The organism is Enterobacter sp. Lyrl_3, assembly GCF_051948675.1.
Classification (GTDB): domain Bacteria; phylum Pseudomonadota; class Gammaproteobacteria; order Enterobacterales; family Enterobacteriaceae; genus Enterobacter; species Enterobacter cloacae.
Window position 1 is genome coordinate 1 of record NZ_JAYJLI010000012.1, and the last position, 23,561, is coordinate 23,561.

The following is a 23,561-nucleotide window of genomic DNA, read 5'->3' on the forward strand; positions in this document are numbered from 1 at the left end:
AGGCTGTTTGTGAAGTGATTCACATCCGCCGTGTCGATGGAGGCGCATTATAGGGAGTTCCCGAGCGACCGCAACCGAAAAGTTGCAAAAAGATGACTGACTGCTGTATTCCCCAGCAAAACCCCGCTTTATACCCTTTTACACACAGACTTATCCACAATACAACGCGTAAGCTTCATAAGAACCCACGGATTGAGGGGGATAATCAACTATACTATTGGCAAATATTTTCCCTGACAGACAATATCCATGGTCACACAACGCCTCACCCGAGACTGGCGCATTCCTGGCGCTGGCCTCATGACGCTGCTACTCCTTATTGCGGGCTTCACTCTGCACGCACACTGGGGGGCTTTCATCCAATGGTGTCTTGCTACGCAAATCACCCTGCACCGTTATCTGGTGATGTACCTGTTGCAGCTTAATAACCATCAGTACAGCGGTGGCTTATGGCTATTAACCGGCGCGTTCTTCTATGGCGTACTTCACGCTATCGGGCCGGGGCACGGCAAATTCATTGTCACTACCTATCTCAGTACAAATAAAGAGAGCGAACTGGCTGCCCGGGTCGTTCCTTTTTTTGGCAGTATGCTGCAGGGCGTCAGCGCCATTCTGTTTGTCTTTATTCTGGCGGTGGGGTTTAACCTGGCGTCCGGGGATATCAGTACCAGCCGCTGGTATGTCGAGAAGATAAGCGCGGTCCTCATTGGCGCATTCGGCGCGTTTATCATTTACCAGGCGCTGAAAAGCCTGCGCCCGCGCAGGATGGCAATCTCCGCCATCACGCCCCTTCACCAGCATGATGAACATTGTGGCTGCGGCCATCACGGCGTAGGGGCAGACCTTGCGCAGGGTGACTGGAAAACCCGTCTGGGTGTAATTCTGGCGATCGGCGCGCGTCCGTGCAGTGGGGCCATTATGATCCTGATGTTTTCGAATGCGCTGGGCATCGTCACCTGGGGAATGGCCGCGGTAATGACCATGTCGCTGGGAACCGCGCTGTCGATTATGGGGCTATCGCTGGCCGTGCGTTACGCCCGGGAGCGCACGGTCGCCTGGTTTGGTGGCGACACCTCGCTGAAGTGGCTGGTTCCGGCGGTCAAGATTGCTGGCGGGATTGTTCTGATCCTGTTTGCGACCATCCTGTTCCTGACGGTGATCCCCATCAGCGCCAATGGCGATTACATCGCCGCAGGATGCTAATAAAAGAAAACCCGCCAGCGGCGGGTTTTTTGATTACTCGTTGATGCGTGGATGTTGGTCCACCAGTCGGGAGCGTTTCTTCTGCAGTTCTTCAATCTCTGCGTCAATATCTTCAATCTTCTGCTCGACGTTATCGTAGTGCTCGCGCAGGATCTCTTTCGCTTCCTGAATATCCGATGCCGCAGGCGTCGCCCCTTTCAGAGGACGGTTCGCCGTCTCCTTCATGGTAATACCCGTAATCAAACCAATCACCGCGATAACCATCAGGTAATAAGCGGGCATCATCAGGTTTTGCGTGCTTTCCACCAGAGAGGCGGCAAGCGTCGGCGTCAGACCGGCAATCAGAACCGAGATGTTAAAGGCCGCCGCCAGCGCACTGTAGCGAATATGCGTCGGGAACATGGCCGGTAGTGTAGAGGCCATCACCCCAATGAAGCAATTGAGGATCACCGCCAGCATCAGCAAGCCGGCAAAAATCAGGCCCAGCACATTGCTGTTAATCAGAATGAATGCCGGAATAGCAAGGGCAAACAGCGCAACGCTACCCAGAATAATGAACGGTCGACGGCCAAAGCGGTCACTCAACAGCCCCATAATCGGTTGCACAAACAGCATACCCACCATGATGGCGATAATGATCAGCACACCGTGGTCTTCCGAGTAGTGCAGGTTATGCGACAGATAGCTCGGCATGTAGGTCAGCAGCATGTAGTAAGTCACGTTCGTGGAGATCACCAGGCCGATACAGACCAGCAGGCTGCGCCAGTGTTTGGTCGCGATCTCTTTAAAGGAGACTTTCGGGCCATCCTGCAGACCTTCGCGGTCACCCTGCTCAAGCTTATCAACGTGCTGCTGGAACGCAGGCGTCTCTTCAAGCGCATGACGCAGGTACAGGCCAATGATCCCCAGCGGCAGCGCGAGGAAGAACGGAATACGCCAGCCCCATTCAAGGAAGTTCGCCTCACCAACCACGGTTGAAATCAGCACCACCACGCCCGCACCCATGACGAACCCGGCAATGGAACCAAAGTCCAGCCAGCTTCCCATAAAGCCACGTTTACGGTCCGGGGAGTACTCTGCAACGAAGATCGAGGCACCGGTATATTCTCCCCCTACGGAGAATCCCTGAGCCATCTTACAGAGCAGCAGCAATATTGGCGCCCAGATGCCAATCGAAGCATAAGACGGGATCAGGCCAATACAGAATGTACTGATCGACATAATGACAATGGTGATGGCCAGGATCTTCTGACGACCATATTTATCACCAAGCATACCGAAGAACAGACCACCCAGCGGGCGAATGAGGAAGGGAACCGAGAACGTACCCAGCGCGGCAATCATCTGCAGGCTGGGGTCAGCGCCGGGGAAGAACACTTTACCTAACGCATAGGCCACGAAGCCGTAGACACCAAAATCGAACCATTCCATCGCATTACCGAGCGAGGCGGCAGTGATCGCTTTACGCAGTTTTGCATCATCGATGATGGTGACGTCGCGAAGCGTGATGGGTTTAATCTTTTTCCTTCTAAGCATAGCTTTCCTCGTAGACTCAGCCCTGTCCATTTCACCGGCCATCTGGTGAACCGTGAAACGGGGATCCGCTCCATGCGAATCGCCTTATTCAAGCGTAGCAGGTTTACTTACATTGACGTTTTACGTCGATACAACCGAACCTGTTGACGCCTGTCTGGGCAGTTAATGACCTTTTTACCCTACCAGCGTTTATATTTGTGATCAACTTCACATATATTTTTCCGTATCGTCAATTGAGTTCAATATTTGTCAATTGCCGCCCATCAGCTCTTTCTTATCCACCTAAAAAGAACATGCTCACGCACGTTATTATCGCCTGCACAACAATTCTCAAAACCATACTGCGTCACATCAGATTTACATAAATTTTAAATATTAAAACGCGGTTCGAATATTTACGCTGAATATGTGATAGAGATAACTAAAACACTGTTTTATTTTCATTGAATCATTATTCCAATGATCGCATGATAAATCCGAACGCAACGTCCAGCGGGCTTTTGAGCGGCATGAATCAAGAGCACGCGATTAATTTCCCTGAAAGGATAACGAAGCGCCAGGCTAAGCATCCTTTCAATTAATTGAATTTGTTGATTTTATTTTCGATAGCATTCCGTCCGCCACGCGGGACACGATGTGAGGGTTGTACATGAAGATTAAAGCCACAATAGAACGCATCCCCGGCGGGATGATGCTGGTTCCTCTGGTGCTTGGCGCCATTCTGAATACCCTGGCACCTGATACCGGTGCTTATTTTGGTGGTTTCACAAAAGGAATGATTACGGGAACCGTGCCCATTCTGGCCGTCTGGTTCTTTTGTATTGGAGCATCTATTAACCTGCGGGCAACGGGCACCGTATTACGTAAATCCGGAACGCTGGTTATAACGAAAATTGCGGTTGCCTGGGTTGTGGCAATGGTCTGTGCACTGTTCATTCCGGAGAATGGCATTCAGACCGGATTCTTCGCCGGATTATCCGTTCTGGCTATTGTCTCCGCGATGGATATGACTAACGGTGGGCTCTATGCCAGCCTGATGAACCAGTACGGCACAAAAGAGGAGTCTGGCGCCTTTGTGCTGATGTCTCTGGAGTCCGGTCCGCTGATGACGATGTTGATTCTGGGCTCGGCGGGACTGGCCTCGTTTGAACCACACCACTTTGTCGGCGCGATCCTGCCTTTCCTGATCGGTTTTGCGCTGGGGAATCTGGACCACGATCTGCGCGATTTCTTCAGCAAAGCCACGCCGGTGCTGATCCCGTTCTTCGGCTTCGCGCTGGGGAATACCATTAACCTGAAGGTGATCCTCGATACCGGTCTGCTGGGTATTGTCCTGGGCGTGGCTGTTATCATTATCACCGGCATTCCGCTGATCATTGCCGATCGCGTAATTGGCGGAGGAAACGGAACGGCAGGTGTAGCCGCCTCTTCAGCCGCCGGGGCAGCCGTGGCGAATCCGGTGATCATTGCCCAGATTAACCCGGCTTTCGAACCGGTTGCGGCCTCGGCAACGGCGCTGGTTGCCGCCAGCGTGATCGTCACCGCCATTCTGGTGCCCATCATCACGGCCCTGTATGCGAAGCGCTTCGGCAATCTCCCCGAGCCGGATACAGAACCGAAAGCGGTAGAGCTTCATCATTAACGCACCGCATAAGACCGGCCCCTCTCCCCACCGGGTGAGGGGTTCAACCAAAAATTTCTTCCACCATCCCATCCACCAGCCGCTTTGCCGAACAGAGTCTCGGCATACCCAGCGCGACCGTTTGCCAGTTTTGGGTTACTGACCAGCTCACCGGGTGGCTGTCCGCCTGACACCAGTCCCCCAGCCAGCCCAGCATATCTTTATGATCGATGCTCCCCGGCGTAGAGGGGGTTGTGAGCCACTGGTGATAAAAATGGCGGGTAGTGGGAGAAGCATTGATCCCCTGCGCCAGATAATTTGCCGCCATGCTGCGCAGGTTATCCTTGAGCATTGCCGCCACGTCCGCATTCGCCAGACGACAGGCATCGCCAAATGCTCCCCAGCGCAGCTCTTCCAGCACAATGTAGCAACGCCCGGCCAGCGACCAGCCATCATAGTGACCGGCCCGCCAGCGGGTAAAAATCTGCTCGCTATGCTCGCCCGCCTGGACCGTTAACCCACGCTGGGACAACGCCTTTTCTTTATAGGCTGCGCGTTGAAGAAAATGGGAAGAGAGTTCAGCGTACTGCTGAACCAGGCCCGGCGAGGGCTGCGTACGCAGAGAGGTTTGCTGGCGCAGGGCAACCAGTTTATCGGCCATACGCGTCAGCGCGAGATGCCCCGGATCCAGCATGCCGGCCAGCTTTTCCGCCAGCCCCAGGCGCAGAGCCGCATTTTCGTTGAGCATTCCCGCCATTGCCCACGGTCGCAGCCGGGTGTGCGTCATGATCTCCTGCGTCAAACGCTCACGAAACTGCAGCTGTTGCGGCCCCAGATGGGTATGACGCGGCGCGTCTACCCCCTGGACCAGATCGACCATAAATTTAGGATGGATACACTCCAGCGTCCGCCCGGGACCGTCCAGTAGCTGTGTTGTCATGGTTGCTCTGCCGCGAAAAGAGTTTGAATATCATCGCGTAACAGTCGGGTATCTTCCTGAATCCACGTCGCAGTCGTGATACTTTGTTTCAACAGCTGGCTGAGCGATCGGGTCGAATGCTCATTTTGCTGACGGACTGCGAGGCTATCACGCAAGCTTTCCTGTAACCCGGCAAGGCATAACGAAAATTCTGCAAAGAACGTTGCCATACCCGCCGTAACAGAGACATCGACCTGCGCGGTTAAAGCTTTACGGATTTGTTCACAAAATTGATCAATATGCTGCATAAACTTGTCATGCAGCTGCGCAATATCAATAACGTATCGCGTGCGCGTCGCCACATAATCTTCCCAGCCCCAGCCAGGATTGTTCAGCCAGCGCGACACCGTTTCCCGTACACTTCCCGCAGCCGATGGCTGGCCTGCCGGACGGGTATCCTCCGCGATGGCATCAGTAAACAGCGCCCGCGTATTGAAGTTCAGCTGATTTGCCTGAAATGCCGGGAAACTGATCCGCGCCCGAAAACCGGCATGGCTGAGCTGCTCTTTAATACGCAGCTCAATGGGCCGCATCGCCTCATTAAGCGAACGCGCCAGCGTAGACTCCAGCTGATCGAAGCGAAGCGCCAGCTCCCGGCTGATTTTCGTCTGTGCGTCCAGCATGACCTGCTCGCAGGCGGAGCGGATGCTGTTCAGTACCGTTTGCGCCTGCCTTTCATCATCCAGCACCAGCTGCGTCAGCGCCTCCGGCGCATCCTGCCGATGATTCAGCGGATCAATACCTGCCAAATCAAGTAGCGTGTGGCTGTTGAAGATATGGCCAATCGCCTGCTGAAGGGCTCCTTTCTGCAACGCCATAAAATCGTCAGTGGCGTGGAGGGCCTGCTCCACTTCGTGTTTGACTTCTTCGCTGGCCACGCGCTGCCGTGTCTGCAACAGAGCCATATCCTCTTCAAGACGCGTAATATTCAGCTCCAGCGATTCAAAGGCCACCGTCAGGGCCTGATAGCGAAAATCGAGATACTCTCTGGCATTTTGGGCGTAGTTGAGCAGCTTATGCGACGCCGAACGCAGCGCAAATAACGACGCATTGGCATAGGCGGCGTAAATCAGTTTGCGGATAGGTTGTTCAAATAACGAATCTTCCCACAGCAAATCAGCCGCATGGCGAATATGTTCGATATCGTCCAGGTCTGCCGTACGCCAGCGACGCCCCAGCGCGGCCTCGGCAAAGTCCTGTACCCAGCGCTGTTCCTGGTGATCCGGTAGCTGCCCATGGTTCGCCATCTCATAGCGGGCGCGGTTTGCCAGATAGGCCCACATCGACGAAACAGGGTAAATTTGTCCCGGAGAGATGTTCCCTTTCATTAAGGTCCCGGAGATCATCGCCCTGACCTGCTCTTCATCGTCGCTGTTGCGATCCTTCTGGTCGAATTTATTCACCAGCGCATACAAAGGCACCGATTTTCCCGCTACCGAAATGGCCTGACGAACCTCTTCATCAGAAATCGATTTGAGCTGGGTATAGTCCATCACCGCCAGCACCGCGGAGGCGCGGGACAACTGCTCGGTGAGCATTTTTTGCAGATGGGGCTGCCCGGCTTCATTTGGCCCAGGCGTGTCCAGCAGCGTCAGCTGCCCCAGGTGCGCATCCAGACCCGCAAGATGCACAAACTCCACCTCAATCACCGGTATATGCTCTATCGCCGCGTACTCTGAGAACGGGAAGGCCACGTCCAGCGCCTGAGAGAGCCTCACCAGGTCGTTCAGGCTTTTCAGACAATGAAATATCGGCTGCGCCCCAAGGTGGTGCTTCTCGAAAGCCTCGCCTCTTTCAATTCTCTCCAGCAGCGTATTCATGTCTTTATCGATTTCCAGACGCTGCGCCAGCTTGCCGCGATCGTCATCGCAGAGCTTTTTCTGTAGCAGTTGGATCAAATCATCAATGGGAGAGACATGCGTAAAATGCAGTACCGGCTCTTTCTGGCCCGGCGTATGACGAATAAGGGTCGGGAGCGCCGTCATCGGACGGTTGCGGTTGGGCAATACTTCGGTGCCCACAATCGCATTAATGGTGGTCGATTTCCCCGCCTTCATGGTTCCAACAATAGCCAGCACCATTTCCAGACGGGTTATTTTGCGTAATTCACTATTCAGCATCGCCTGCTGTGCTTCGACACCACGCGCGCTAAAATGCAAAGGTAAAACGTTGTTCTTTTCACCCGTAATGGCCGTCGCGGTACTCTCCAGCATCGCTATCGGCATTGATTTCAAGGTATCAAGGTTTTGCAGGGCGAGTTGTAGCAACCGTTCTGCTTCCTGGCTTAATTCAAAAATTGTCTGTGTGTGCATGATAAAAGCCTTTCCTTAACGCAAATTTATTACTTTTATTAAGCCACCGGGTTTTAATTATGTTTTTCGGCTTATATGATCACGTGTGGAAAACATGTTCACCGAAATATAACTGATTGAAGACAATCAGAAATAAATCGCTATCCTTGCATGGCGTGAAAAGCTTTTCTCCTGACCTGATAGTCAAAAGATAAAAAGCGTAGCCCATTTTTAAGAAACTTCAGGATATATCATCATTATTTACCCACCTAAAAAGAGAGGGAATGGTTCAGCGTCATAACAGATGTACGACGACGAAAACCGGCGATAAATAACAATGTGTCGCTTCACCTTATCCGAAATGGCGGAACGTAGCAATTTGCCGCAATAAAATATTCGATATATTCAGTGTCAATTCTTCCCAACACGTTAATGGCGTTAGCATCGCTTAACCGACTGACAGAAAGTGTCACCCGCAACACGCTTTTCGGTTTTTTTTTATTAAACAATATCACCGACAATCGTGTGGATTTGCGTTATACTTGCCCTCTTTTTCGGCGCTCTGCCGTCATTTTGCTGGCACTTTCCAGCGTGTTAAGCACTTTTTTGAGGATACCCCCGATGCAACTTCCACACTGCCCGAAATGCAATTCTGAATACACCTATGAAGATAATGGCATGTTCATTTGCCCGGAATGCGCCCACGAATGGAACGACGCAGAGCCGTCGCAGGATGCTGACGTGCTGATTGTAAAAGATGCTAACGGTAACCTGCTGGCAGATGGCGACAGCGTCACCGTCGTCAAAGACCTGAAGGTTAAAGGCAGCTCTTCCATGCTGAAGATCGGGACCAAAGTGAAGAATATCCGTCTGGTTGAAGGCGATCATAATATCGACTGCAAAATTGACGGTTTTGGTCCAATGAAACTGAAATCTGAGTTTGTGAAAAAGAACTGATTTGCCCGCCCGGTGGCGCTTCGCTTACCGGGCACACACCCACTACACTTAATGGGCTTTTCTTACGTGAGGTAAAGATTATGCCGTTAAGTCCCTACATCTCTTTCGCCGGCAACTGTGCAGAGGCAACCGCCTTTTATCAGCAGGCCGTCGGCGCAGAACTCCTCTATAAAATCACCTTCGGCGAAATGCCAAAAAGCGAGAGCAGCGAAGAAGGCTGCCCGTCTGGCATGCAGTTCCCGGACTCCGCTATAGCCCACTCCAACGTTCGCATTGCGGGCAGCGATATCATGATGAGCGATGGCCTGCCGCCGGGCAGTAAGGCGCAGTATGCCGGATTCACGCTGGTTCTCGACACACAGGATGTCAATGAAGGCCAACGCTGGTTCGACAATCTCGCGGATGGCGGAAATATTGAAATGGCCTGGCAGGAGACCTTCTGGGCGCACGGTTTCGGTAAGGTCACCGACAAATACGGCGTGCCGTGGATGATTAACGTCGTTAAGCAGCAACAAAGTTCGTAGGCCGGATAAGCGCAGCGCATCCGGCAACAACCCCGGGTGGCGCTGCGCTGACCGGGTCTGGAAAGATTGTCATCGTTTTCACTTCAACTCTTCAAACTCCCGCAACCTGCACTTAACCCAAATGTCATATTGATGCGCCAGCATGAGGCCACATTTATTGTGAGGCCCAGCATATGCAAACCGTCATCCGCGTCGAGAAACTGAGCAAGACCTTTCATCACAACAAGGCTCTGCATGCCGTTGATCTGACCGTCCAGCAGGGCGACATGGTAGCGCTGCTGGGGCCATCCGGTTCAGGTAAATCCACCCTTTTGCGTCACTTAAGCGGCCTGATTACCGGCGATAGCATCCCGGAAAGCCACGTCGAACTGCTGGGCAACACCGTACAGCGTGCAGGGCGACTGGCGCGGGATATCCGCAAAAGCCGCGCGCAGACAGGCTGCATCTTCCAGCAATTTAATCTGGTAAATCGACTGACGGTGCTGGAGAACGTGCTGATTGGCGCGCTCGGCAGCACCCCATTCTGGCGCACCTGTCTGCGCTGGTTCTCCCCGTTACAGAAGCAAGAGGCGTTGCGGGCACTCACCCGCGTAGGCATGGCGCACTTCGCCCATCAGCGCGTCTCCACCCTCTCCGGTGGACAACAGCAGCGCGTGGCCATCGCCCGTGCCCTGATGCAGAAAGCGAAAATCATCCTTGCCGACGAGCCCATCGCCTCGCTGGATCCGGAATCCGCCCGCATCGTGATGGAAACCCTGCATGACATTAACCAGAACGACGGCATCACCGTGGTGGTGACGCTGCATCAGGTGGATTACGCCCTGCGCTACTGCGAGCGCATTGTCGCCCTGCGTCAGGGACATGTGTTCTTTGATGGCGCAAGCCACCAGTTTGATAACGAACGTTTTGACCATCTCTACCGCAGCATTAACCGTGTCGAAGAGAACGCGAAGGCTGCATAACGTCCCCACTACGAGGAATGGAAATGAGCTATAAAACGGTTGCCGCGCTGGCTTTCACCAGCATGTTCAGCATCAGCACCCTGTTAAGCCCTGCGTACGCCGAGGAGCAGGAAAAAGCGCTGAACTTTGGCATTATTTCGACGGAATCACAGCAGAACCTGAAGCCTCAGTGGGAACCCTTCCTGAAAGATATGGAAACCAAACTGGGGATCAAAGTAAACGCCTTCTTCGCCCCGGACTACGCGGGCATCATCCAGGGGATGCGCTTTAACAAAGTGGACATCGCCTGGTATGGCAACCTCTCCGCCATGGAAGCGGTGGATCGTGCAAACGGCCAGGTCTTTGCCCAGACCGTTGCTGCAGATGGCTCTCCGGGTTACTGGAGCGTGCTGATCGTCAACAAAGACAGCCCGATCAATAACCTCAACGATATGCTCGCCAAACGCAAAGAACTGACCTTCGGCAACGGCGATCCAAACTCCACTTCAGGCTTCCTGGTGCCGGGCTATTACGTCTTCGCCAAAAATAATGCCTCTGCCAGCGATTTCAAACGCACCGTCAATGCCAGCCATGAAACCAACGCTCTGGCCGTGGCCAACAAGCAGGTGGACGTCGCCACCAACAACACCGAAAACCTCGACAAGCTGAAGACCTCCGCACCGGACAAGCTGAAAGAGCTGAAGGTGATCTGGAAATCCCCTCTCATCCCGGGTGACCCGATTGTCTGGCGCAAAAACCTTTCTGAAGGCACCAAGGACAAGGTGTACGACTTCTTTATGACCTACGGCAAAACGCCGGAAGAGAAAGCCGTGCTGACGCGTCTGGGCTGGGCACCGTTCCGCCCGTCGAGCGACCTGCAGCTGGTCCCGATTCGCCAGCTGGCGCTGTTTAAAGAGATGCAGGGCGTGAAGGACAACAAGGGGCTTAAGGACGAGGAGAAGACCAGCAAAGTGGCAGCTATTCAGGCCCAGCTGGAAGACCTGGACCGCCTGACCGCCGCGCTTGGTGCAATGACCAGTGTGAATAAAGCGGTGCAGTAACGCTTTTCTCCCTCTCCCTGTGGGAGAGGGCCGGGGTGAGGGCATCAGCGCGCACATTTTCCCCTCACCCTAATCCTCTCCCGGTGGGAGAGGGAACTAAACACAAAGGAGTCAACATGCAAACCATCACCCTCCCACCGCCGAAACGCAGCTGGTTCTCGCTATTTAGCTGGGCCATCCTGCTGGCGGTGCTGGTTATCTCCTGGAAGGGCGCGGAGATGGATCCGCTGCTGCTGTTTAAAGACGCCGGTAACATGGCCACCTTCGCTGCCGACTTCTTCCCGCCCGATTTTAGCCAGTGGCAGGACTATCTCGGCGAAATGGCTGTCACCCTGCAAATCGCCGTCTGGGGGACCGCCCTGGCCGTCATCCTCTCCATTCCGTTTGGCCTGATGAGCGCGGAAAACATCGTTCCGTGGTGGATTTATCAGCCGATGCGCCGCCTGATGGACGCCTGCCGCGCCATTAACGAAATGGTGTTCGCGATGCTGTTCGTGGTCGCCGTGGGTCTGGGGCCGTTCGCGGGGGTGATGGCGCTGTTCATCCACACCACCGGCGTGCTCTCCAAGCTGCTTTCCGAAGCCGTGGAAGCCATTGAACCCGGCCCGGTCGAAGGTATTCGCGCCACCGGCGCCAACAAAATTGAAGAGATCCTTTACGGCGTGCTGCCCCAGGTCATGCCGCTGCTGATCTCCTATTCGCTCTACCGCTTCGAATCTAACGTCCGTTCCGCCACCGTCGTCGGCATGGTCGGCGCAGGGGGCATTGGCGTCACCCTGTGGGAGGCGATCCGCGGTTTCCAGTTCCAGCAAACCTGCGCCCTGATGGTACTCATCATCATCACCGTCAGCCTGCTGGATTTCCTCTCTCAACGTTTGCGTAAGCACTTCATCTGAGAAGCGAGGCTTTGATTGGTATGCACTTATCCAGACATCCGACCAGTTACCCTACCCGCTGGCAAGAGATTGCAGCAAAGCTCGAAGTGGAGCTGCGCACCCATTATCGCTGCGGAGACTACCTGCCAGCCGAACAGCAGCTTGCCGACCGCTATGAAGTGAATCGCCACACCCTGCGCCGCGCCATCGATCAGCTGGTTGAGCGCGGATGGGTACAGCGCCGTCAGGGCGTCGGCGTGCTGGTGCTGATGCGCCCGTTCGACTACCCGCTCAATGCCCAGGCGCGCTTTAGTCAGAACCTGCTCGACCAGGGAAGCCATCCCACCAGCGAAAAACTGCTCTCCGTGCTGCGTCCGGCCTCCAGCCATGTAGCCGATGCGCTGGGTATTCAGGAGGGCGACAACGTTGTGCATCTGCGCACCCTGCGCCGGGTCAATGGCGTGGCAGTCTGCCAGATAGATCACTACTTCAGCGACCTGAGCCTCTGGCCGGTGCTGCAACACTTCTCCAGCGGTTCACTGCATGACTTTTTGCAGGACGCCACGGGTCTTGTGCTCAAACGTACCCAGACGCGTATCAGCGCCCGCCGCGCGCAGGCGAAAGAGAGCAAGGTGCTGGAGATCCCCAACATGGCTCCGCTGCTCTGCGTGCGCACCCTCAACCACCGTGACGGCGAGATCAACGCAACGGAGTACTCCGTCAGCCTGACCCGCGCCGACATGATTGAATTCACCATGGAGCACTGAATGCATTTCGACACCTCCACCCGTCAGCGCTGGATGCGCGCCCTGGCCCATAGCCAGCCTGCTGCACTGGCGAGCCGCATGAACGCGCTTAACCTGACGCCAGACTATGAAACGCTCCGCGCGCCGGAAATTGGCCTGGTACAGATCCAGGCAAGAATGGGCGGTACCGGGGAGCGCTTTTTCGCCGGTGATGCCGCCCTCACCCGCGCGGTCATTCGTCTGAGCAGCGGCACGCTGGGTTACAGCTACGTGCTCGGTCGCGATAAACCGCACGCCGAGCGCTGCGCGGTGATCGACGCCCTGCTGCAGGAACAACCCCATTTCCAGACCCTGATGGAAACCCTGATTGCCCCGCTGGAAGCCGACCTCGCCGCGCGCACTGCCGCACGTCAGGCGCAAGTCAATACCAGCCGGGTCGACTTCTTTACGCTTGTTCGCGGAGATAACGCATGACGCTTCAACCCGCTTTTACCCTGGCTGTCCAGGATGCCCAACACAGTTTTCGTCGCCTGCTGAAAGCCATGAGCGAGCCTGGCGTGATTGTCTCCCTGCATCAGCTCTCCCAGGGCTGGCTGCCGCTGAACCTGGCGACCACCAGCGTACTGCTGACTCTCGCCGACAACGATACCCCGGTGTGGCTTTCGGGGACGTTATCCAATGACATCGCCAGCCAGAATCTGCGTTTTCACACTAACGCCCCGCTGGTTGAGCAGCCCCGTCAGGCGGTGTTTGCCGTTGCCGATGAGCAAATCAGCCATGAGCAGCTCAATGCCCTGAGTGAAGGCAGCGCGGTAGCACCGGAGACCAGCGCCACGCTGATCCTGCAGGTCGCCAGCCTGAGCGGTGGTCGCATGCTGCGCCTGACCGGGGCGGGGATTGCCGACGAACGCATGGTCGCGCCACAGCTGCCGGAGTGCATTATTCATGAGCTGACCGAACGCCCGCATCCGTTCCCGCTGGGTATTGACCTGATCCTGACCTGCGGCGAGCGCCTGCTGGCGATCCCGCGAACCACCCACGTGGAGGTGTGCTGATGTACGTTGCCGTCAAAGGGGGCGAGAAGGCCATCGCCGCCGCCCATGCGCTACAGGCGCACAGACGACGGGGTGATGAACAGCTTCCCGAGCTGAGCGTCGCCCAGATTGAGCAGCAGTTGAACCTGGCGGTGGATCGGGTGATGACCGAAGGCGGCGTCGCCGACCGCGAGCTGGCAGCGCTGGCGCTGAAGCAGGCCAGCGGCGACAACGTCGAAGCCATCTTTTTGCTGCGCGCCTGGCGCACCACCGTTCCCCGCCTGGCGGTGAGCGAGCCGGTCAATACGGCAGAAATGCGCCTGGAGCGGCGAATTTCCGCCGTTTATAAAGATATTCCCGGCGGCCAGCTCCTTGGCCCTACGTACGACTACACCCACCGCCTGCTGGATTTCACCCTGCTGGCGAACGGCGAAACGCCGCCGCTCAGCACCACGGAGACCGGGCAGGAAGCGTCTCCGCACGTCTTTAGCCTGCTGGCGAAGCAGGGTCTGGCAAAGGCTGAAGAAGAGACCGGAGCACAACCCGACGACATCACCCGCACGCCTCCCGTTTACCCCTGTTCACGCTCGTCTCGCCTGCAGCAGCTGATGCGCGGGGACGAAGGCTATCTGCTGGCGCTGGCCTATTCAACGCAGCGCGGCTACGGGCGTAACCACCCGTTTGCGGCGGAGATCCGCAGCGGCTATCTCGACGTCGAAATCATCCCCGAAGAGCTGGGTTTTGCTGTGAACGTCGGTGAACTGCTAATGACCGAGTGTGAAATGGTGAATGGTTTTGTCGCACCTGACGACGACACCCCACACTTTACCCGTGGTTACGGGTTGGTCTTTGGCATGAGCGAGCGTAAAGCCATGGCGATGGCGCTGGTTGACCGCGCCCTGCAGGCGCCGGACTACGGCGAACAGATTTCCGGCCCGGCACAGGACGAAGAGTTTGTGCTGGCCCACGCGGATAACGTCGAGGCGGCGGGCTTTGTTTCGCACCTCAAGCTGCCGCATTACGTTGACTTCCAGGCCGAACTGGAACTGCTGAAACGTCTGCAACGGGAGCGTGAAAATGGCTAACCTAAGCGGCTACAACTTTGCTTATCTGGACGAGCAAACCAAACGCATGATCCGCCGCGCCATCCTGAAAGCGGTCGCTATCCCCGGCTATCAGGTGCCGTTTGGTGGTCGAGAAATGCCGATGCCTTACGGCTGGGGCACCGGTGGCATTCAGCTTACCGCCAGCGTCATCGGTGAGTCAGACGTGCTGAAGGTCATCGACCAGGGAGCCGACGACACCACCAACGCCGTGTCGATTCGCAACTTCTTTAAGCGCGTGACGGGCGTCAACACCACCGAAAAAACCGAAGATGCGACGCTTATCCAGACCCGCCACCGCATTCCCGAAACGCCGCTCACTGAAGATCAGATTTTGATTTTCCAGGTGCCGATCCCGGAGCCGCTGCGCTTTATCGAGCCGCGCGAAACCGAAACCCGCACCATGCACGCCCTGGAAGAGTACGGGGTGATGCAGGTGAAGCTGTATGAAGATATCGCCCGCTTCGGCCATATCGCCACCACCTACGCCTACCCGGTGAAGGTCAACGGGCGCTACGTGATGGATCCGTCGCCGATCCCGAAATTCGACAACCCGAAAATGGACATGATGCCTGCCCTGCAGCTGTTCGGTGCCGGGCGCGAAAAGCGCATCTACGCCGTCCCGCCCTACACCCGCGTGGAGAGTCTCGATTTCGATGACCACCCGTTCACGGTGCAGGAGTGGGACGAGCCGTGCGCCATCTGCGGCTCGAAGCACAGCTATCTGGATGAAGTGGTGCTGGATGACACGGGCAAACGGATGTTTGTCTGCTCCGACACCGATTACTGCCGCCAACAGAGCGAGGCGAACAGCCAATGAAACCGCTGCTTTCAGTGAACAACCTGACCCACCTTTACGCGCCGGGCAAAGGCTTCAGCGACGTCTCTTTCGAGCTGTGGCCGGGCGAGGTGCTGGGGATTGTCGGTGAATCCGGCTCGGGTAAAACCACCCTGCTGAAGTCCATCTCCGCTCGCCTGGCCCCGCAGAACGGCGAGATTTTGTATGAGGGCGCCTCCCTCTATGGCATGAGCGAGGCTGAACGCCGCCGCCTGCTGCGCACCGAATGGGGCGTGGTACATCAGCATCCGCTGGACGGACTGCGTCGTCAGGTCTCGGCGGGAGGCAATATCGGCGAACGGCTGATGGCGACCGGCGCGCGGCACTACGGCAACATCCGGGAAACCGCACAGCGCTGGCTGACCGATGTGGAGATCCCCGCCTCGCGCATCGACGATTTGCCCACCACCTTCTCCGGCGGCATGCAGCAGCGCCTGCAGATCGCCCGTAACCTGGTCACCCACCCGAAGCTGGTGTTTATGGATGAACCCACCGGTGGGCTGGACGTCTCCGTGCAGGCGCGCCTGCTCGACCTGCTGCGCGGTCTGGTGGTGGAGCTGAACCTGGCGGTGGTGATTGTCACCCATGATCTGGGCGTCGCTCGCCTGCTGGCAGACCGTCTGCTGGTAATGAAGCAGGGTCAGGTGGTGGAAAGTGGGTTAACCGACCGCGTGCTCGACGATCCGCTCCATCCTTACACCCAGCTGCTGGTGTCATCCGTATTGCAGAATTGAGGGCGCCACCCGGCAAAACGAACGCCGTACCTTGTAGGCCGGGTAAGCGAAGCGCCACCCGGCAAGAAAACGCCACGAGGCCAAAATGATCCACGTAGAAAACGTAAGTAAAACCTTTGTGCTCCACCAGCAAAACGGCGTGCGTCTGCCGGTGCTGCAAAATGCCTCTCTGAAGGTGAACAGCGGCGAATGCGTGGTGCTGCACGGCCACTCCGGCAGCGGAAAATCCACCCTGCTGCGCTCCCTGTACGCCAACTATCTGCCGGACGAGGGGCACATTCATATTCGCCATGCCGATGAATGGGTCGACCTGGTTCAGGCCCCCGCGCGTAAGGTGTTGGAAGTCCGCCGCTCGACGATCGGCTGGGTGAGCCAGTTTCTGCGGGTGATCCCGCGGATCTCCGCTCTGGATGTGGTAATGCAGCCGCTGCTGGATCTCGGCGTGCCGCGCGAAACCTGCGCCGCCAAAGCCGCCAGCCTGCTGACGCGCCTCAACGTCCCGGAACGCCTCTGGCATCTTGCCCCGTCGACCTTTTCCGGCGGCGAACAGCAGCGCGTGAATATCGCTCGCGGATTTATCGTCGACTACCCGATTTTACTTCTTGATGAACCCACCGCTTCGCTCGACAGCAAAAACAGCGCGGCAGTGGTGGAACTGATCGAACAGGCCAAAGCGCGCGGCGCGGCGATCGTCGGGATCTTCCACGACGAGAGCGTTCGCAACCGCGTGGCGGACAGGCTGCACCCGATGGGGACAAGCGTATGATTATCAATAACGTCAAGCTGGTGCTGGAAAATGAGGTCATCGACGGCTCGATTGAGATCCGCGACGGCGCGATCCGCGCGTATGCCGAAACCCGAAGCCATTTGCCCGAAGCGATGGACGGCGAAGGCGGCTGGCTGCTGCCAGGGCTGATTGAGCTGCACACCGATAATCTGGATAAATTCTTCACCCCACGGCCGAAGGTGGACTGGCCCGCCCATTCGGCGATGAGCAGCCACGACGCGCTGATGGTTGCCAGCGGCATCACCACCGTGCTGGATGCGGTGGCGATTGGTGACGTACGCGACGGCGGCGATCGGCTGGAGAATCTGGAAAAGATGATCAACGCCGTGGAAGAGACGCAAAAGCGCGGTCTTAACCGCGCCGAACATCGCCTGCACCTGCGCTGCGAGTTGCCGCATCACACCACCCTGCCGCTGTTTGAAAAGCTGGTAGACCGCGAGCCAGTGTCGCTGGTCTCGTTGATGGACCACTCGCCGGGGCAGCGCCAGTTCGCCAGCCTCGAAAAATACCGCGAGTATTACCAGGGCAAATATTCTCTTAACGATGTGGAGATGGCGCGCTACGAGGAAGAGCAGCTGGCGCTGGCGGCACAGTGGTCACAGCCGAACCGTGTTTCGATTGCCGCAATGTGCCGGGACCGTAACATCGCGCTGGCCAGCCATGATGATGCCACGCACAACCATGTCCGCGAATCCCACCAGCTTGGCAGCGTGATCGCTGAATTTCCTACCACGTTTGAGGCGGCAGAGGCCTCCCGCGCGCATGGCATGAACGTGCTGATGGGGGCACCGAACATCGTGCGCGGCGGCTCGCATTCCGGCAACGTGGCGGCAAGCAAACTCGCCTCGCTCGGCCTGCTGGATATCCTCTCTTCCGACTACTACCCCGCCAGCCTGCTGGACGCCGCCTTCCGCGTCGCGAATGACGACAGCAACTGCTTCACGTTGCCGCAGGCAATTCGCCTGGTAACGAAGAACCCGGCATCCGCGCTTAATCTTCACGACCGGGGCGAGATAGCCGAAGGAAAACGGGCGGATCTGGTGCTGGCCCACCGTAAGGGCGAGCACATCCATATCGACCACGTCTGGCGTCAGGGAAAAAGGGTGTTCTGATGGGAAGAGTCATCTGGTTAATGGGGCCCTCCGGCTCCGGGAAGGACAGCCTGCTGTCCGCCTTACGGCAGCGGGAGCACCCGCAGCTGCTGGTCGCACATCGCTATATTACCCGGGCGGCGAATGCCGGTAGTGAAAACCATATCGCCCTGAGCGAACAGGAATTTTTCACTCGCGCCGGGCAGAATCTGCTGGCGCTCAGCTGGCACGCCAACGGCTACTACTACGGGATCGGCATTGAGATCGACCTGTGGCTGCACGCGGGTTTTGACGTGCTGGTCAACGGCTCTCGTGCGCATCTTCCCCAGGCACGCGCCCGGTATGCCTCGGCGCTGCTGCCGGTCTGTCTGCAGGTTTCGCCGGATGTCCTGCGCAGCCGCCTGCAAAGCCGCGGACGCGAAAGCGAAAAAGAGATCGCGCAGAGACTCGAACGCGCAGCGCGCTATACCCCGGCGGATTGCCACATCCTCAACAACGACGGAAGTTTGCTACAGTCAGTCGATAACGTTTTATCGCTTATCCGTCAGAAGGAGAAACAGCATGCCTGACTGCACGCTTCGCCCCGCCACCGCCGATGATGCGCAAATCGTTTACGCGCTGATCTGCGAGTTAAAACAGGCCGAATTTGATCATCAGGCGTTCCACGCCGGGTATCTGGCCAATCTGCAGGACCACAATATGCGTTATCAGCTGGCAGAGCTGAATGGACAGGTGGTGGGTATGATTGGCCTGCATATGCAGTTTCACCTGCACCACGCCAGATGGATCGGCGAAATCCAGGAGCTGGTGGTGATGCCCGAGGCGCGTGGTCTTAAAGTGGGGAGCCAACTGCTGGCATGGGCAGAGGACACCGCGCGGCAGGCGGGCGCGGAACTGACGGAGCTCTCCACCAGCGTCCGGCGGCTGGACGCCCACCGTTTTTATGTTCGTGAAGGGTATACGCAGAGCCATTTTCGTTTCACCAAACCGTTGTAGAGGTGCACGATGAGTCTGACCATCACGTTAACGGGCACCGGCAGTGCCCAGCTGGTCCCGGTGTTTGGCTGCGATTGCGCGGCATGCCGCCGGGCACGTCTGCAGGAGAATTATCGTCGTCGGCCCTGTAGCGCGGCCGTCAAATTCAATGATGCGGTGACGCTACTGGACGCGGGTATTCCGCACCTGATGGACGACTGGCCAGCCGGCAGCTTTCAGCAGTTTTTGCTGACCCACTACCATATGGATCACGTTCAGGGGCTGTTTCCCCTGCGCTGGGGCGTTGGCGCGACGATCCCCGTTTACGGCCCGCCGGATGAAGCCGGATGTGACGATCTCTTCAAACACCCGGGCATTCTGGATTTCAGCCATATGCTGGAGCCGTTTGTGATGTTTGAGCTGCAGGGCCTGCGGGTGACGCCGCTGCCGCTCAACCACTCGAAGCTCACCTTTGGTTATCTGCTGGAGTCCGCCCACAGCCGCGTGGCGTGGCTCTCTGATACCGCCGGATTGCCGGAGAAAACGGTGAAATTTCTGCTCAACAACCAGCCACAGGCGATGATCATCGACTGTAGCCATGAACCGCGCCCACAGACGCCGCGCAACCATTGCGATTTAAACACCGTGGTGGCACTGAACGAGGTGATTGGCTGCCCGCAGGTGATCCTGACCCATATCAGCCATCAGTTTGACGTGTGGATGATGGATAACCCGCTGCCGGACGGCATCGAAGCGGGATATGACGGCATGGTGTTGGTGCTGGATTAGGTTTTCTCCCTCTCCCGTGGGAGAGGGTTGAGGTAAGGGCAACAGGCCGCACTTAACCGCGATCGTAATCCTCTTCTAACCGCCGCTCATCCTCTTCCAGGCGTCGTCTGTCGTCATCTAACTGGCGCTGACGCTCGTCTAAACGGCGGCGTCTGTCTTCAAGCTGCCGACGGCGGTCGTCATACTGACGGCTATCAATGCGACGGTCATCGTCATAACGATCGTCATCATCGTTGCTGCGGCTGCTGCCGGGGTTATAGGCATCGTTGATCGCCTGCTGAATGTTGCCAATGGCATCATCAATCACATCGGCATGCGCCAGTTGGCTGGAGAGTGACAGCAGACCAAATAACAGAGCGGTAGAGTAACGTTTCATAAGGCCAGACTCGCAGGTGAACTGGCCTTACGGTAATTAACCGCAAACGGGAGAGGTAGCGGAGGAATCTCAAATTCTTTAGCGAGGCGACGCTTCCATTATTTGACGCACTCGCTGTTTATTCTCTGCGACCAGCACAATCCCGGAGCATTTTTGGTCCGGAGAATGACTCCAGATGCGGTCTTCAGGAATACATCCTCCGTCATATATCACCTTGCTGCCATCATAAGGCCAGAATGCTCCCTGCTCTGTGTCGAGTACAAAAACAGCGATTTGGTCGGATTCACGGGCTATTTTCTGCCAGAGCATCTTTCCACCCTCATATTGCTCGAAGTCGCTGATTAAGGTCACGCCGCAATGTAAGACCAACGCTTCATAGAGACGAGTCGCCAGCCCTTTGTCTCGTTCGGCAGGATCGACACAAATGCCTTCTACCTGGACAACGCGAGTATCTTCCCAGCATCGTTCGACTGCGATAATGTCCTTTCCCAGATGGGCTTTATGCTGTAAATCCAGAGCAGCAACAACCCGATGCCGGGGAACGCCATCAAAGGTTTCGATATCTGCTTCAATAATTGCAGCCCGGGGCGTCTGGCTGTCATAAATGACATGTAACACCCGACCGGAGAGTTCAAATTCATCTACGAGCGTAAATGACCTGGCAACCGTATTCGGGCTGTACGTTGTAGGCATCACGATCATTTGTGAGTCCCCTCTTGTGAGTACCGGCATAATTCCCTTTATATCTTAATCCGCTAAATTTTGCGCAGATTAGCATCGCCGACTTTACTCAGGCTCTTGATGAAATCCTAAATTCGCTGTTTAAGCGCTGATTTTCCGCAGCGCCTGCGCCAGCTGTACGCGGGTAAACGGTTTGCGCAGTAGCGCTACATCCGGCAACTGCGGGTTGTGCGTCGGACGTAAATCCTGACCGCTGATCAACAACACCGGCAGTTGCGGGTAGTGGCTGCGCACGTGGTTAATCACCTCCGCCCCGCTCAGGCTGCCCGGCAGCATCAGATCACTGATAAACATGCCGATATCCGGCGAGGCCGCCAGCATGTTCAGTGCCTGCTCACCGCTTTCCGCTTCAAGGGTCAGGTAGCCAAGCTGATGCAGTTGCTCGCACAGGGTCTGACGAACATCGGCCTCATCTTCCAGGACCAGCACCAGCCGTTCGTTTTCAGCGGATGCGGTGGCAGAGTGCGTTTCATCTTCAGGGACGACGGGCAGCGTTGAGCGCGGCAGATGGAGCCGCACGGTGGTGCCTTGTCCCGGCGCGCTTTCAATTTCGACGCGGCCGCCGGACTGACGCACAAAACCGTACACCATCGACAGCCCTAACCCACTGCCACTGCCGGTCTGCTTGGTGGTGAAGAACGGCTCGAACACCCGGGATTTGACCTCCTGCGTCATACCGCTGCCGCGGTCGATCACCTCCAGCGCCACCATATCCTGCCTGCGCCCGTCACTGCGGGTGACGCGCTGATTCCACGTGCGGATCTTAATCACGCCCGTCTGCCCCTCCATCGCGTCGCGGGCGTTCATCACCAGGTTGATAATGGCGTTTTCGAGCTGGCCAACGTCAATCCACGCCGGCCAGGCCGGGGATTGAGCCTCTATCTCCAGGCTCAGGGTGGCGGGCAAGGAGTGGCGCATCAGCTCTCTGAGATTCTCCAGCAGCGGTTTCATCTCTACCGCATGCGGAGTCAGGGATTGCTTGCGGGAAAAAGCCAGCAGACGCTGGGTCAGCAACGCACCGCGCTCGGCGGCATTGAGCGCGCGGGCGATACGTGGGGCATCACTGGAGTCGGGATCGGTCAGCTCCAGGCTACCGATTATCACCGCCAGCAGGTTGTTGAAATCATGTGCCAGCCCGCCCGTCAGTTGACCAACGGCCTTCATCTTCTGGCTGTGCAGCAGCGCCTCCTCCAGTCCCTGACGCTCGATGCGGTCGATCTCCATCTGGGAGGTTTTCTCTTTCAGCAGACGGGTGGTGTGCTCCAGCGAGGCGGTATTGCGGGCAAAGACGTTAAACGCGCGAGCCAGCTCTCCCAGCTCATCACGCCGCTGCAGCGCGGGCACCGAAACGTCCTGCTCGCCGTGGGCAAGACGCGACATCGCCCGGGAGATCGCCGTCAGGTTGGAGCCCAGATTGCGGTAGATATACCAGCAGGCGCAACCGGTGATGATCAGCGCCAGTACGGCGAATATGCTGATAAACACGCTGATGGACCGCAGCTCCTGATGACTCTGGGCCGTACGCAGCCGGGAAGCCTCCGCCACCTGCTCAACGTACTGATTGATATCGCTGTTTAATATCGCCACCAGCGCCTTGATGTGGAACATATACCAGCTTATCGCCAGGTCGCTCTCTTCAAGCTGCTTTGACAGCGGGGCAAGCCTGCGTAGCTCGTCGTTGAAATCGGGCAGAACAAGATTCACCACGGGCTGCGTCGCGCGATGGGGCAACGTTGCGCTAACGGCGTCCAGCTGCTGTAGGGTGGCGCGCGGTGAGGGGGTATCGATGGCGGCGAGAATCAGCCTGTCCATTTCCGCAAGCTGCTGCGCATCCGGGATGTTGCTGCCAAACCGACGGTTAATATCCTGCAGATGGCGTAAATAGCTCTGGCTTTGATACAGCGAGCTAAGCAGCGCGTTACGCTGCAGATGGCGCCGCTGTCCGCGCTCCAGCATGCCCGTCACGCTTTGCTGTAACTCATTACTGCGACGAATAATGCGCGCCACCAGCCCCGGCTCCTGCTGCGCTAAGGGCGCATCTGCGAGCTGTTCCAGCGAGTGCCGCAGCGCCATTTGGGTCTGCTTCAGCCTCTCGGCCTCTCCTTTGTATTCCAGCGCCCCCACCACCTGCGAAAGCCGAACCGCCGCGGTTGCCACGCTGGCGGTATCACGGGCGAGGTTCATGCTGCCGGTCATGTCATCCAGCGTCTGCTGTTGTACCTGTTCCTGGATCTGGCTGGCATGCCGAAAACCCAGCACCGCCACACCACTGACCATCAGCGTCACCGCCACCACCAACAGATTAAAGATCAGCAGACGACCGCGGGCACTGGCGAAGAACGGCGAGCGTGATGGCATG

24 protein-coding genes are annotated in these 23,561 nt (G+C 57.1%); 18 read left to right on the plus strand and 6 right to left on the minus strand.

The window, feature by feature from the left end; genetic code table 11:
* Positions 1–249: 249 nt before the first annotated feature.
* Positions 250–1,203: a nickel/cobalt transporter gene (locus tag VF709_RS18445; protein ID WP_063252913.1), complete on the plus strand. Its 954-nt coding sequence runs from the start codon at positions 250–252 to the stop codon at positions 1,201–1,203.
* A gap of 33 nt (positions 1,204–1,236) precedes the next feature.
* On the opposite strand, the gene proP is transcribed toward VF709_RS18445, so the two are convergent.
* On the minus strand, positions 1,237–2,739 hold the full coding sequence (proP, locus tag VF709_RS18450; protein ID WP_013095119.1) for a glycine betaine/L-proline transporter ProP: 1,503 nt from the start codon (positions 2,737–2,739) through the stop codon (positions 1,237–1,239).
* A gap of 649 nt (positions 2,740–3,388) precedes the next feature.
* Here proP and kdgT point away from each other — a divergent pair.
* Positions 3,389–4,381, plus strand: a complete 993-nt coding sequence (gene kdgT, locus VF709_RS18455; RefSeq protein WP_013095118.1) for a 2-keto-3-deoxygluconate transporter — start codon at positions 3,389–3,391, stop codon at positions 4,379–4,381.
* Between the two features lie 43 nt (positions 4,382–4,424).
* Here kdgT and VF709_RS18460 read toward each other — a convergent pair whose 3' ends face one another.
* Together VF709_RS18460 and crfC are read right to left on the minus strand one after the other, a co-directional pair.
* Entirely contained in the window at positions 4,425–5,300 is an 876-nt protein-coding gene (locus VF709_RS18460; protein WP_045294841.1) for a diguanylate cyclase regulator RdcB family protein, read from the minus strand.
* Positions 5,297–7,651, minus strand: a complete 2,355-nt coding sequence (gene crfC / locus VF709_RS18465) for a clamp-binding protein CrfC (protein WP_013095116.1) — start codon at positions 7,649–7,651, stop codon at positions 5,297–5,299. The genes VF709_RS18460 and crfC overlap by 4 nt, the downstream gene beginning before the upstream one ends.
* A 600-nt stretch (positions 7,652–8,251) precedes the next feature.
* On the opposite strand from crfC, the gene VF709_RS18470 reads away from it, so the two are divergent.
* The 16 genes from VF709_RS18470 to phnP all read left to right on the plus strand — a co-directional run bounded on the left by VF709_RS18470 (position 8,252) and on the right by phnP (position 20,085).
* Positions 8,252–8,587, plus strand: coding sequence for a zinc ribbon domain-containing protein YjdM (locus VF709_RS18470; RefSeq protein ID WP_013095115.1), 336 nt, complete (start codon positions 8,252–8,254; stop codon positions 8,585–8,587).
* Positions 8,588–8,667: 80 nt separating this feature from the next.
* Positions 8,668–9,111, plus strand: a complete 444-nt coding sequence (gene yjdN, locus VF709_RS18475) for a VOC family metalloprotein YjdN (protein ID WP_013095114.1) — start codon at positions 8,668–8,670, stop codon at positions 9,109–9,111.
* Positions 9,112–9,284: 173 nt separating this feature from the next.
* Positions 9,285–10,073, plus strand: coding sequence for a phosphonate ABC transporter ATP-binding protein (phnC, locus tag VF709_RS18480; protein WP_013095113.1), 789 nt, complete (start codon positions 9,285–9,287; stop codon positions 10,071–10,073).
* A gap of 23 nt (positions 10,074–10,096) precedes the next feature.
* Positions 10,097–11,113 carry a phosphonate ABC transporter substrate-binding protein gene (phnD, locus tag VF709_RS18485; protein WP_038980858.1) on the plus strand — a complete coding sequence of 339 codons (1,017 nt, stop codon included), beginning with the start codon at positions 10,097–10,099 and terminating at the stop codon, positions 11,111–11,113.
* A gap of 116 nt (positions 11,114–11,229) precedes the next feature.
* Positions 11,230–12,009, plus strand: coding sequence for a phosphonate ABC transporter, permease protein PhnE (gene phnE / locus VF709_RS18490; protein WP_013095111.1), 780 nt, complete (start codon positions 11,230–11,232; stop codon positions 12,007–12,009).
* Between the two features lie 20 nt (positions 12,010–12,029).
* A complete protein-coding gene (phnF, locus tag VF709_RS18495) occupies positions 12,030–12,755 on the plus strand; it encodes a phosphonate metabolism transcriptional regulator PhnF (protein WP_013095110.1) in 726 nt (241 codons plus the stop codon).
* Entirely contained in the window at positions 12,756–13,208 is a 453-nt protein-coding gene (phnG, locus tag VF709_RS18500; protein WP_014830324.1) for a phosphonate C-P lyase system protein PhnG, read from the plus strand.
* Positions 13,205–13,789 carry a phosphonate C-P lyase system protein PhnH gene (phnH, locus tag VF709_RS18505; RefSeq protein WP_014830323.1) on the plus strand — a complete coding sequence of 195 codons (585 nt, stop codon included), beginning with the start codon at positions 13,205–13,207 and terminating at the stop codon, positions 13,787–13,789. Before phnG ends, phnH begins: the two co-directional genes overlap by 4 nt.
* Complete coding sequence (locus VF709_RS18510; RefSeq protein WP_038980855.1) at positions 13,789–14,853, plus strand: carbon-phosphorus lyase complex subunit PhnI; 1,065 nt, start codon at positions 13,789–13,791, stop codon at positions 14,851–14,853. The genes phnH and VF709_RS18510 overlap by 1 nt, the downstream gene beginning before the upstream one ends.
* Entirely contained in the window at positions 14,846–15,691 is an 846-nt protein-coding gene (gene phnJ / locus VF709_RS18515; protein ID WP_013095106.1) for an alpha-D-ribose 1-methylphosphonate 5-phosphate C-P-lyase PhnJ, read from the plus strand. Before VF709_RS18510 ends, phnJ begins: the two co-directional genes overlap by 8 nt.
* On the plus strand, positions 15,688–16,443 hold the full coding sequence (phnK, locus tag VF709_RS18520) for a phosphonate C-P lyase system protein PhnK (protein ID WP_013095105.1): 756 nt from the start codon (positions 15,688–15,690) through the stop codon (positions 16,441–16,443). Before phnJ ends, phnK begins: the two co-directional genes overlap by 4 nt.
* A gap of 85 nt (positions 16,444–16,528) precedes the next feature.
* Positions 16,529–17,209 (plus strand): phosphonate C-P lyase system protein PhnL, encoded by a 681-nt coding sequence (phnL, locus tag VF709_RS18525; RefSeq protein ID WP_040023663.1) that lies wholly within the window; start codon positions 16,529–16,531, stop codon positions 17,207–17,209.
* Complete coding sequence (phnM, locus tag VF709_RS18530) at positions 17,206–18,342, plus strand: alpha-D-ribose 1-methylphosphonate 5-triphosphate diphosphatase (RefSeq protein ID WP_062729273.1); 1,137 nt, start codon at positions 17,206–17,208, stop codon at positions 18,340–18,342. Before phnL ends, phnM begins: the two co-directional genes overlap by 4 nt.
* Positions 18,339–18,890, plus strand: coding sequence for a ribose 1,5-bisphosphokinase (gene phnN, locus VF709_RS18535; protein WP_086528220.1), 552 nt, complete (start codon positions 18,339–18,341; stop codon positions 18,888–18,890). Before phnM ends, phnN begins: the two co-directional genes overlap by 4 nt.
* A complete protein-coding gene (gene phnO, locus VF709_RS18540; protein WP_013095101.1) occupies positions 18,883–19,317 on the plus strand; it encodes an aminoalkylphosphonate N-acetyltransferase in 435 nt (144 codons plus the stop codon). The genes phnN and phnO overlap by 8 nt, the downstream gene beginning before the upstream one ends.
* 9 nt (positions 19,318–19,326) lie before the next feature.
* Entirely contained in the window at positions 19,327–20,085 is a 759-nt protein-coding gene (phnP, locus tag VF709_RS18545; RefSeq protein ID WP_013095100.1) for a phosphonate metabolism protein PhnP, read from the plus strand.
* Between the two features lie 52 nt (positions 20,086–20,137).
* Here the strand turns inward: phnP and yjdP are convergent, their stop codons facing one another.
* The 3 genes from yjdP to VF709_RS18560 form a co-directional block, all read right to left on the minus strand.
* Positions 20,138–20,461, minus strand: coding sequence for a DDRRRQL repeat protein YjdP (gene yjdP, locus VF709_RS18550; RefSeq protein WP_013095099.1), 324 nt, complete (start codon positions 20,459–20,461; stop codon positions 20,138–20,140).
* A gap of 78 nt (positions 20,462–20,539) precedes the next feature.
* Positions 20,540–21,163 carry a GNAT family N-acetyltransferase gene (locus VF709_RS18555; protein ID WP_013095098.1) on the minus strand — a complete coding sequence of 208 codons (624 nt, stop codon included), beginning with the start codon at positions 21,161–21,163 and terminating at the stop codon, positions 20,540–20,542.
* A 120-nt stretch (positions 21,164–21,283) separates the two neighbouring features.
* Positions 21,284–23,560, minus strand: a complete 2,277-nt coding sequence (locus tag VF709_RS18560; RefSeq protein WP_062729278.1) for a hybrid sensor histidine kinase/response regulator — start codon at positions 23,558–23,560, stop codon at positions 21,284–21,286.
* Between the last annotated feature and the right edge of the window lies 1 nt (position 23,561).

Coding starts and splice junctions, on each gene's coding strand:
- VF709_RS18445 (WP_063252913.1), top strand. CDS start 250: ATGGTCACACAACGCCTCACCCGAGACTGGCGCATTCCTGGCGCTGGC.
- proP (WP_013095119.1), bottom strand. CDS start 2,739: ATGCTTAGAAGGAAAAAGATTAAACCCATCACGCTTCGCGACGTCACC.
- kdgT (WP_013095118.1), top strand. CDS start 3,389: ATGAAGATTAAAGCCACAATAGAACGCATCCCCGGCGGGATGATGCTG.
- VF709_RS18460 (WP_045294841.1), bottom strand. CDS start 5,300: ATGACAACACAGCTACTGGACGGTCCCGGGCGGACGCTGGAGTGTATC.
- crfC (WP_013095116.1), bottom strand. CDS start 7,651: ATGCACACACAGACAATTTTTGAATTAAGCCAGGAAGCAGAACGGTTG.
- VF709_RS18470 (WP_013095115.1), top strand. CDS start 8,252: ATGCAACTTCCACACTGCCCGAAATGCAATTCTGAATACACCTATGAA.
- yjdN (WP_013095114.1), top strand. CDS start 8,668: ATGCCGTTAAGTCCCTACATCTCTTTCGCCGGCAACTGTGCAGAGGCA.
- phnC (WP_013095113.1), top strand. CDS start 9,285: ATGCAAACCGTCATCCGCGTCGAGAAACTGAGCAAGACCTTTCATCAC.
- phnD (WP_038980858.1), top strand. CDS start 10,097: ATGAGCTATAAAACGGTTGCCGCGCTGGCTTTCACCAGCATGTTCAGC.
- phnE (WP_013095111.1), top strand. CDS start 11,230: ATGCAAACCATCACCCTCCCACCGCCGAAACGCAGCTGGTTCTCGCTA.
- phnF (WP_013095110.1), top strand. CDS start 12,030: ATGCACTTATCCAGACATCCGACCAGTTACCCTACCCGCTGGCAAGAG.
- phnG (WP_014830324.1), top strand. CDS start 12,756: ATGCATTTCGACACCTCCACCCGTCAGCGCTGGATGCGCGCCCTGGCC.
- phnH (WP_014830323.1), top strand. CDS start 13,205: ATGACGCTTCAACCCGCTTTTACCCTGGCTGTCCAGGATGCCCAACAC.
- VF709_RS18510 (WP_038980855.1), top strand. CDS start 13,789: ATGTACGTTGCCGTCAAAGGGGGCGAGAAGGCCATCGCCGCCGCCCAT.
- phnJ (WP_013095106.1), top strand. CDS start 14,846: ATGGCTAACCTAAGCGGCTACAACTTTGCTTATCTGGACGAGCAAACC.
- phnK (WP_013095105.1), top strand. CDS start 15,688: ATGAAACCGCTGCTTTCAGTGAACAACCTGACCCACCTTTACGCGCCG.
- phnL (WP_040023663.1), top strand. CDS start 16,529: ATGATCCACGTAGAAAACGTAAGTAAAACCTTTGTGCTCCACCAGCAA.
- phnM (WP_062729273.1), top strand. CDS start 17,206: ATGATTATCAATAACGTCAAGCTGGTGCTGGAAAATGAGGTCATCGAC.
- phnO (WP_013095101.1), top strand. CDS start 18,883: ATGCCTGACTGCACGCTTCGCCCCGCCACCGCCGATGATGCGCAAATC.
- phnP (WP_013095100.1), top strand. CDS start 19,327: ATGAGTCTGACCATCACGTTAACGGGCACCGGCAGTGCCCAGCTGGTC.
- yjdP (WP_013095099.1), bottom strand. CDS start 20,461: ATGAAACGTTACTCTACCGCTCTGTTATTTGGTCTGCTGTCACTCTCC.
- VF709_RS18555 (WP_013095098.1), bottom strand. CDS start 21,163: ATGATCGTGATGCCTACAACGTACAGCCCGAATACGGTTGCCAGGTCA.
- VF709_RS18560 (WP_062729278.1), bottom strand. CDS start 23,560: ATGCCATCACGCTCGCCGTTCTTCGCCAGTGCCCGCGGTCGTCTGCTG.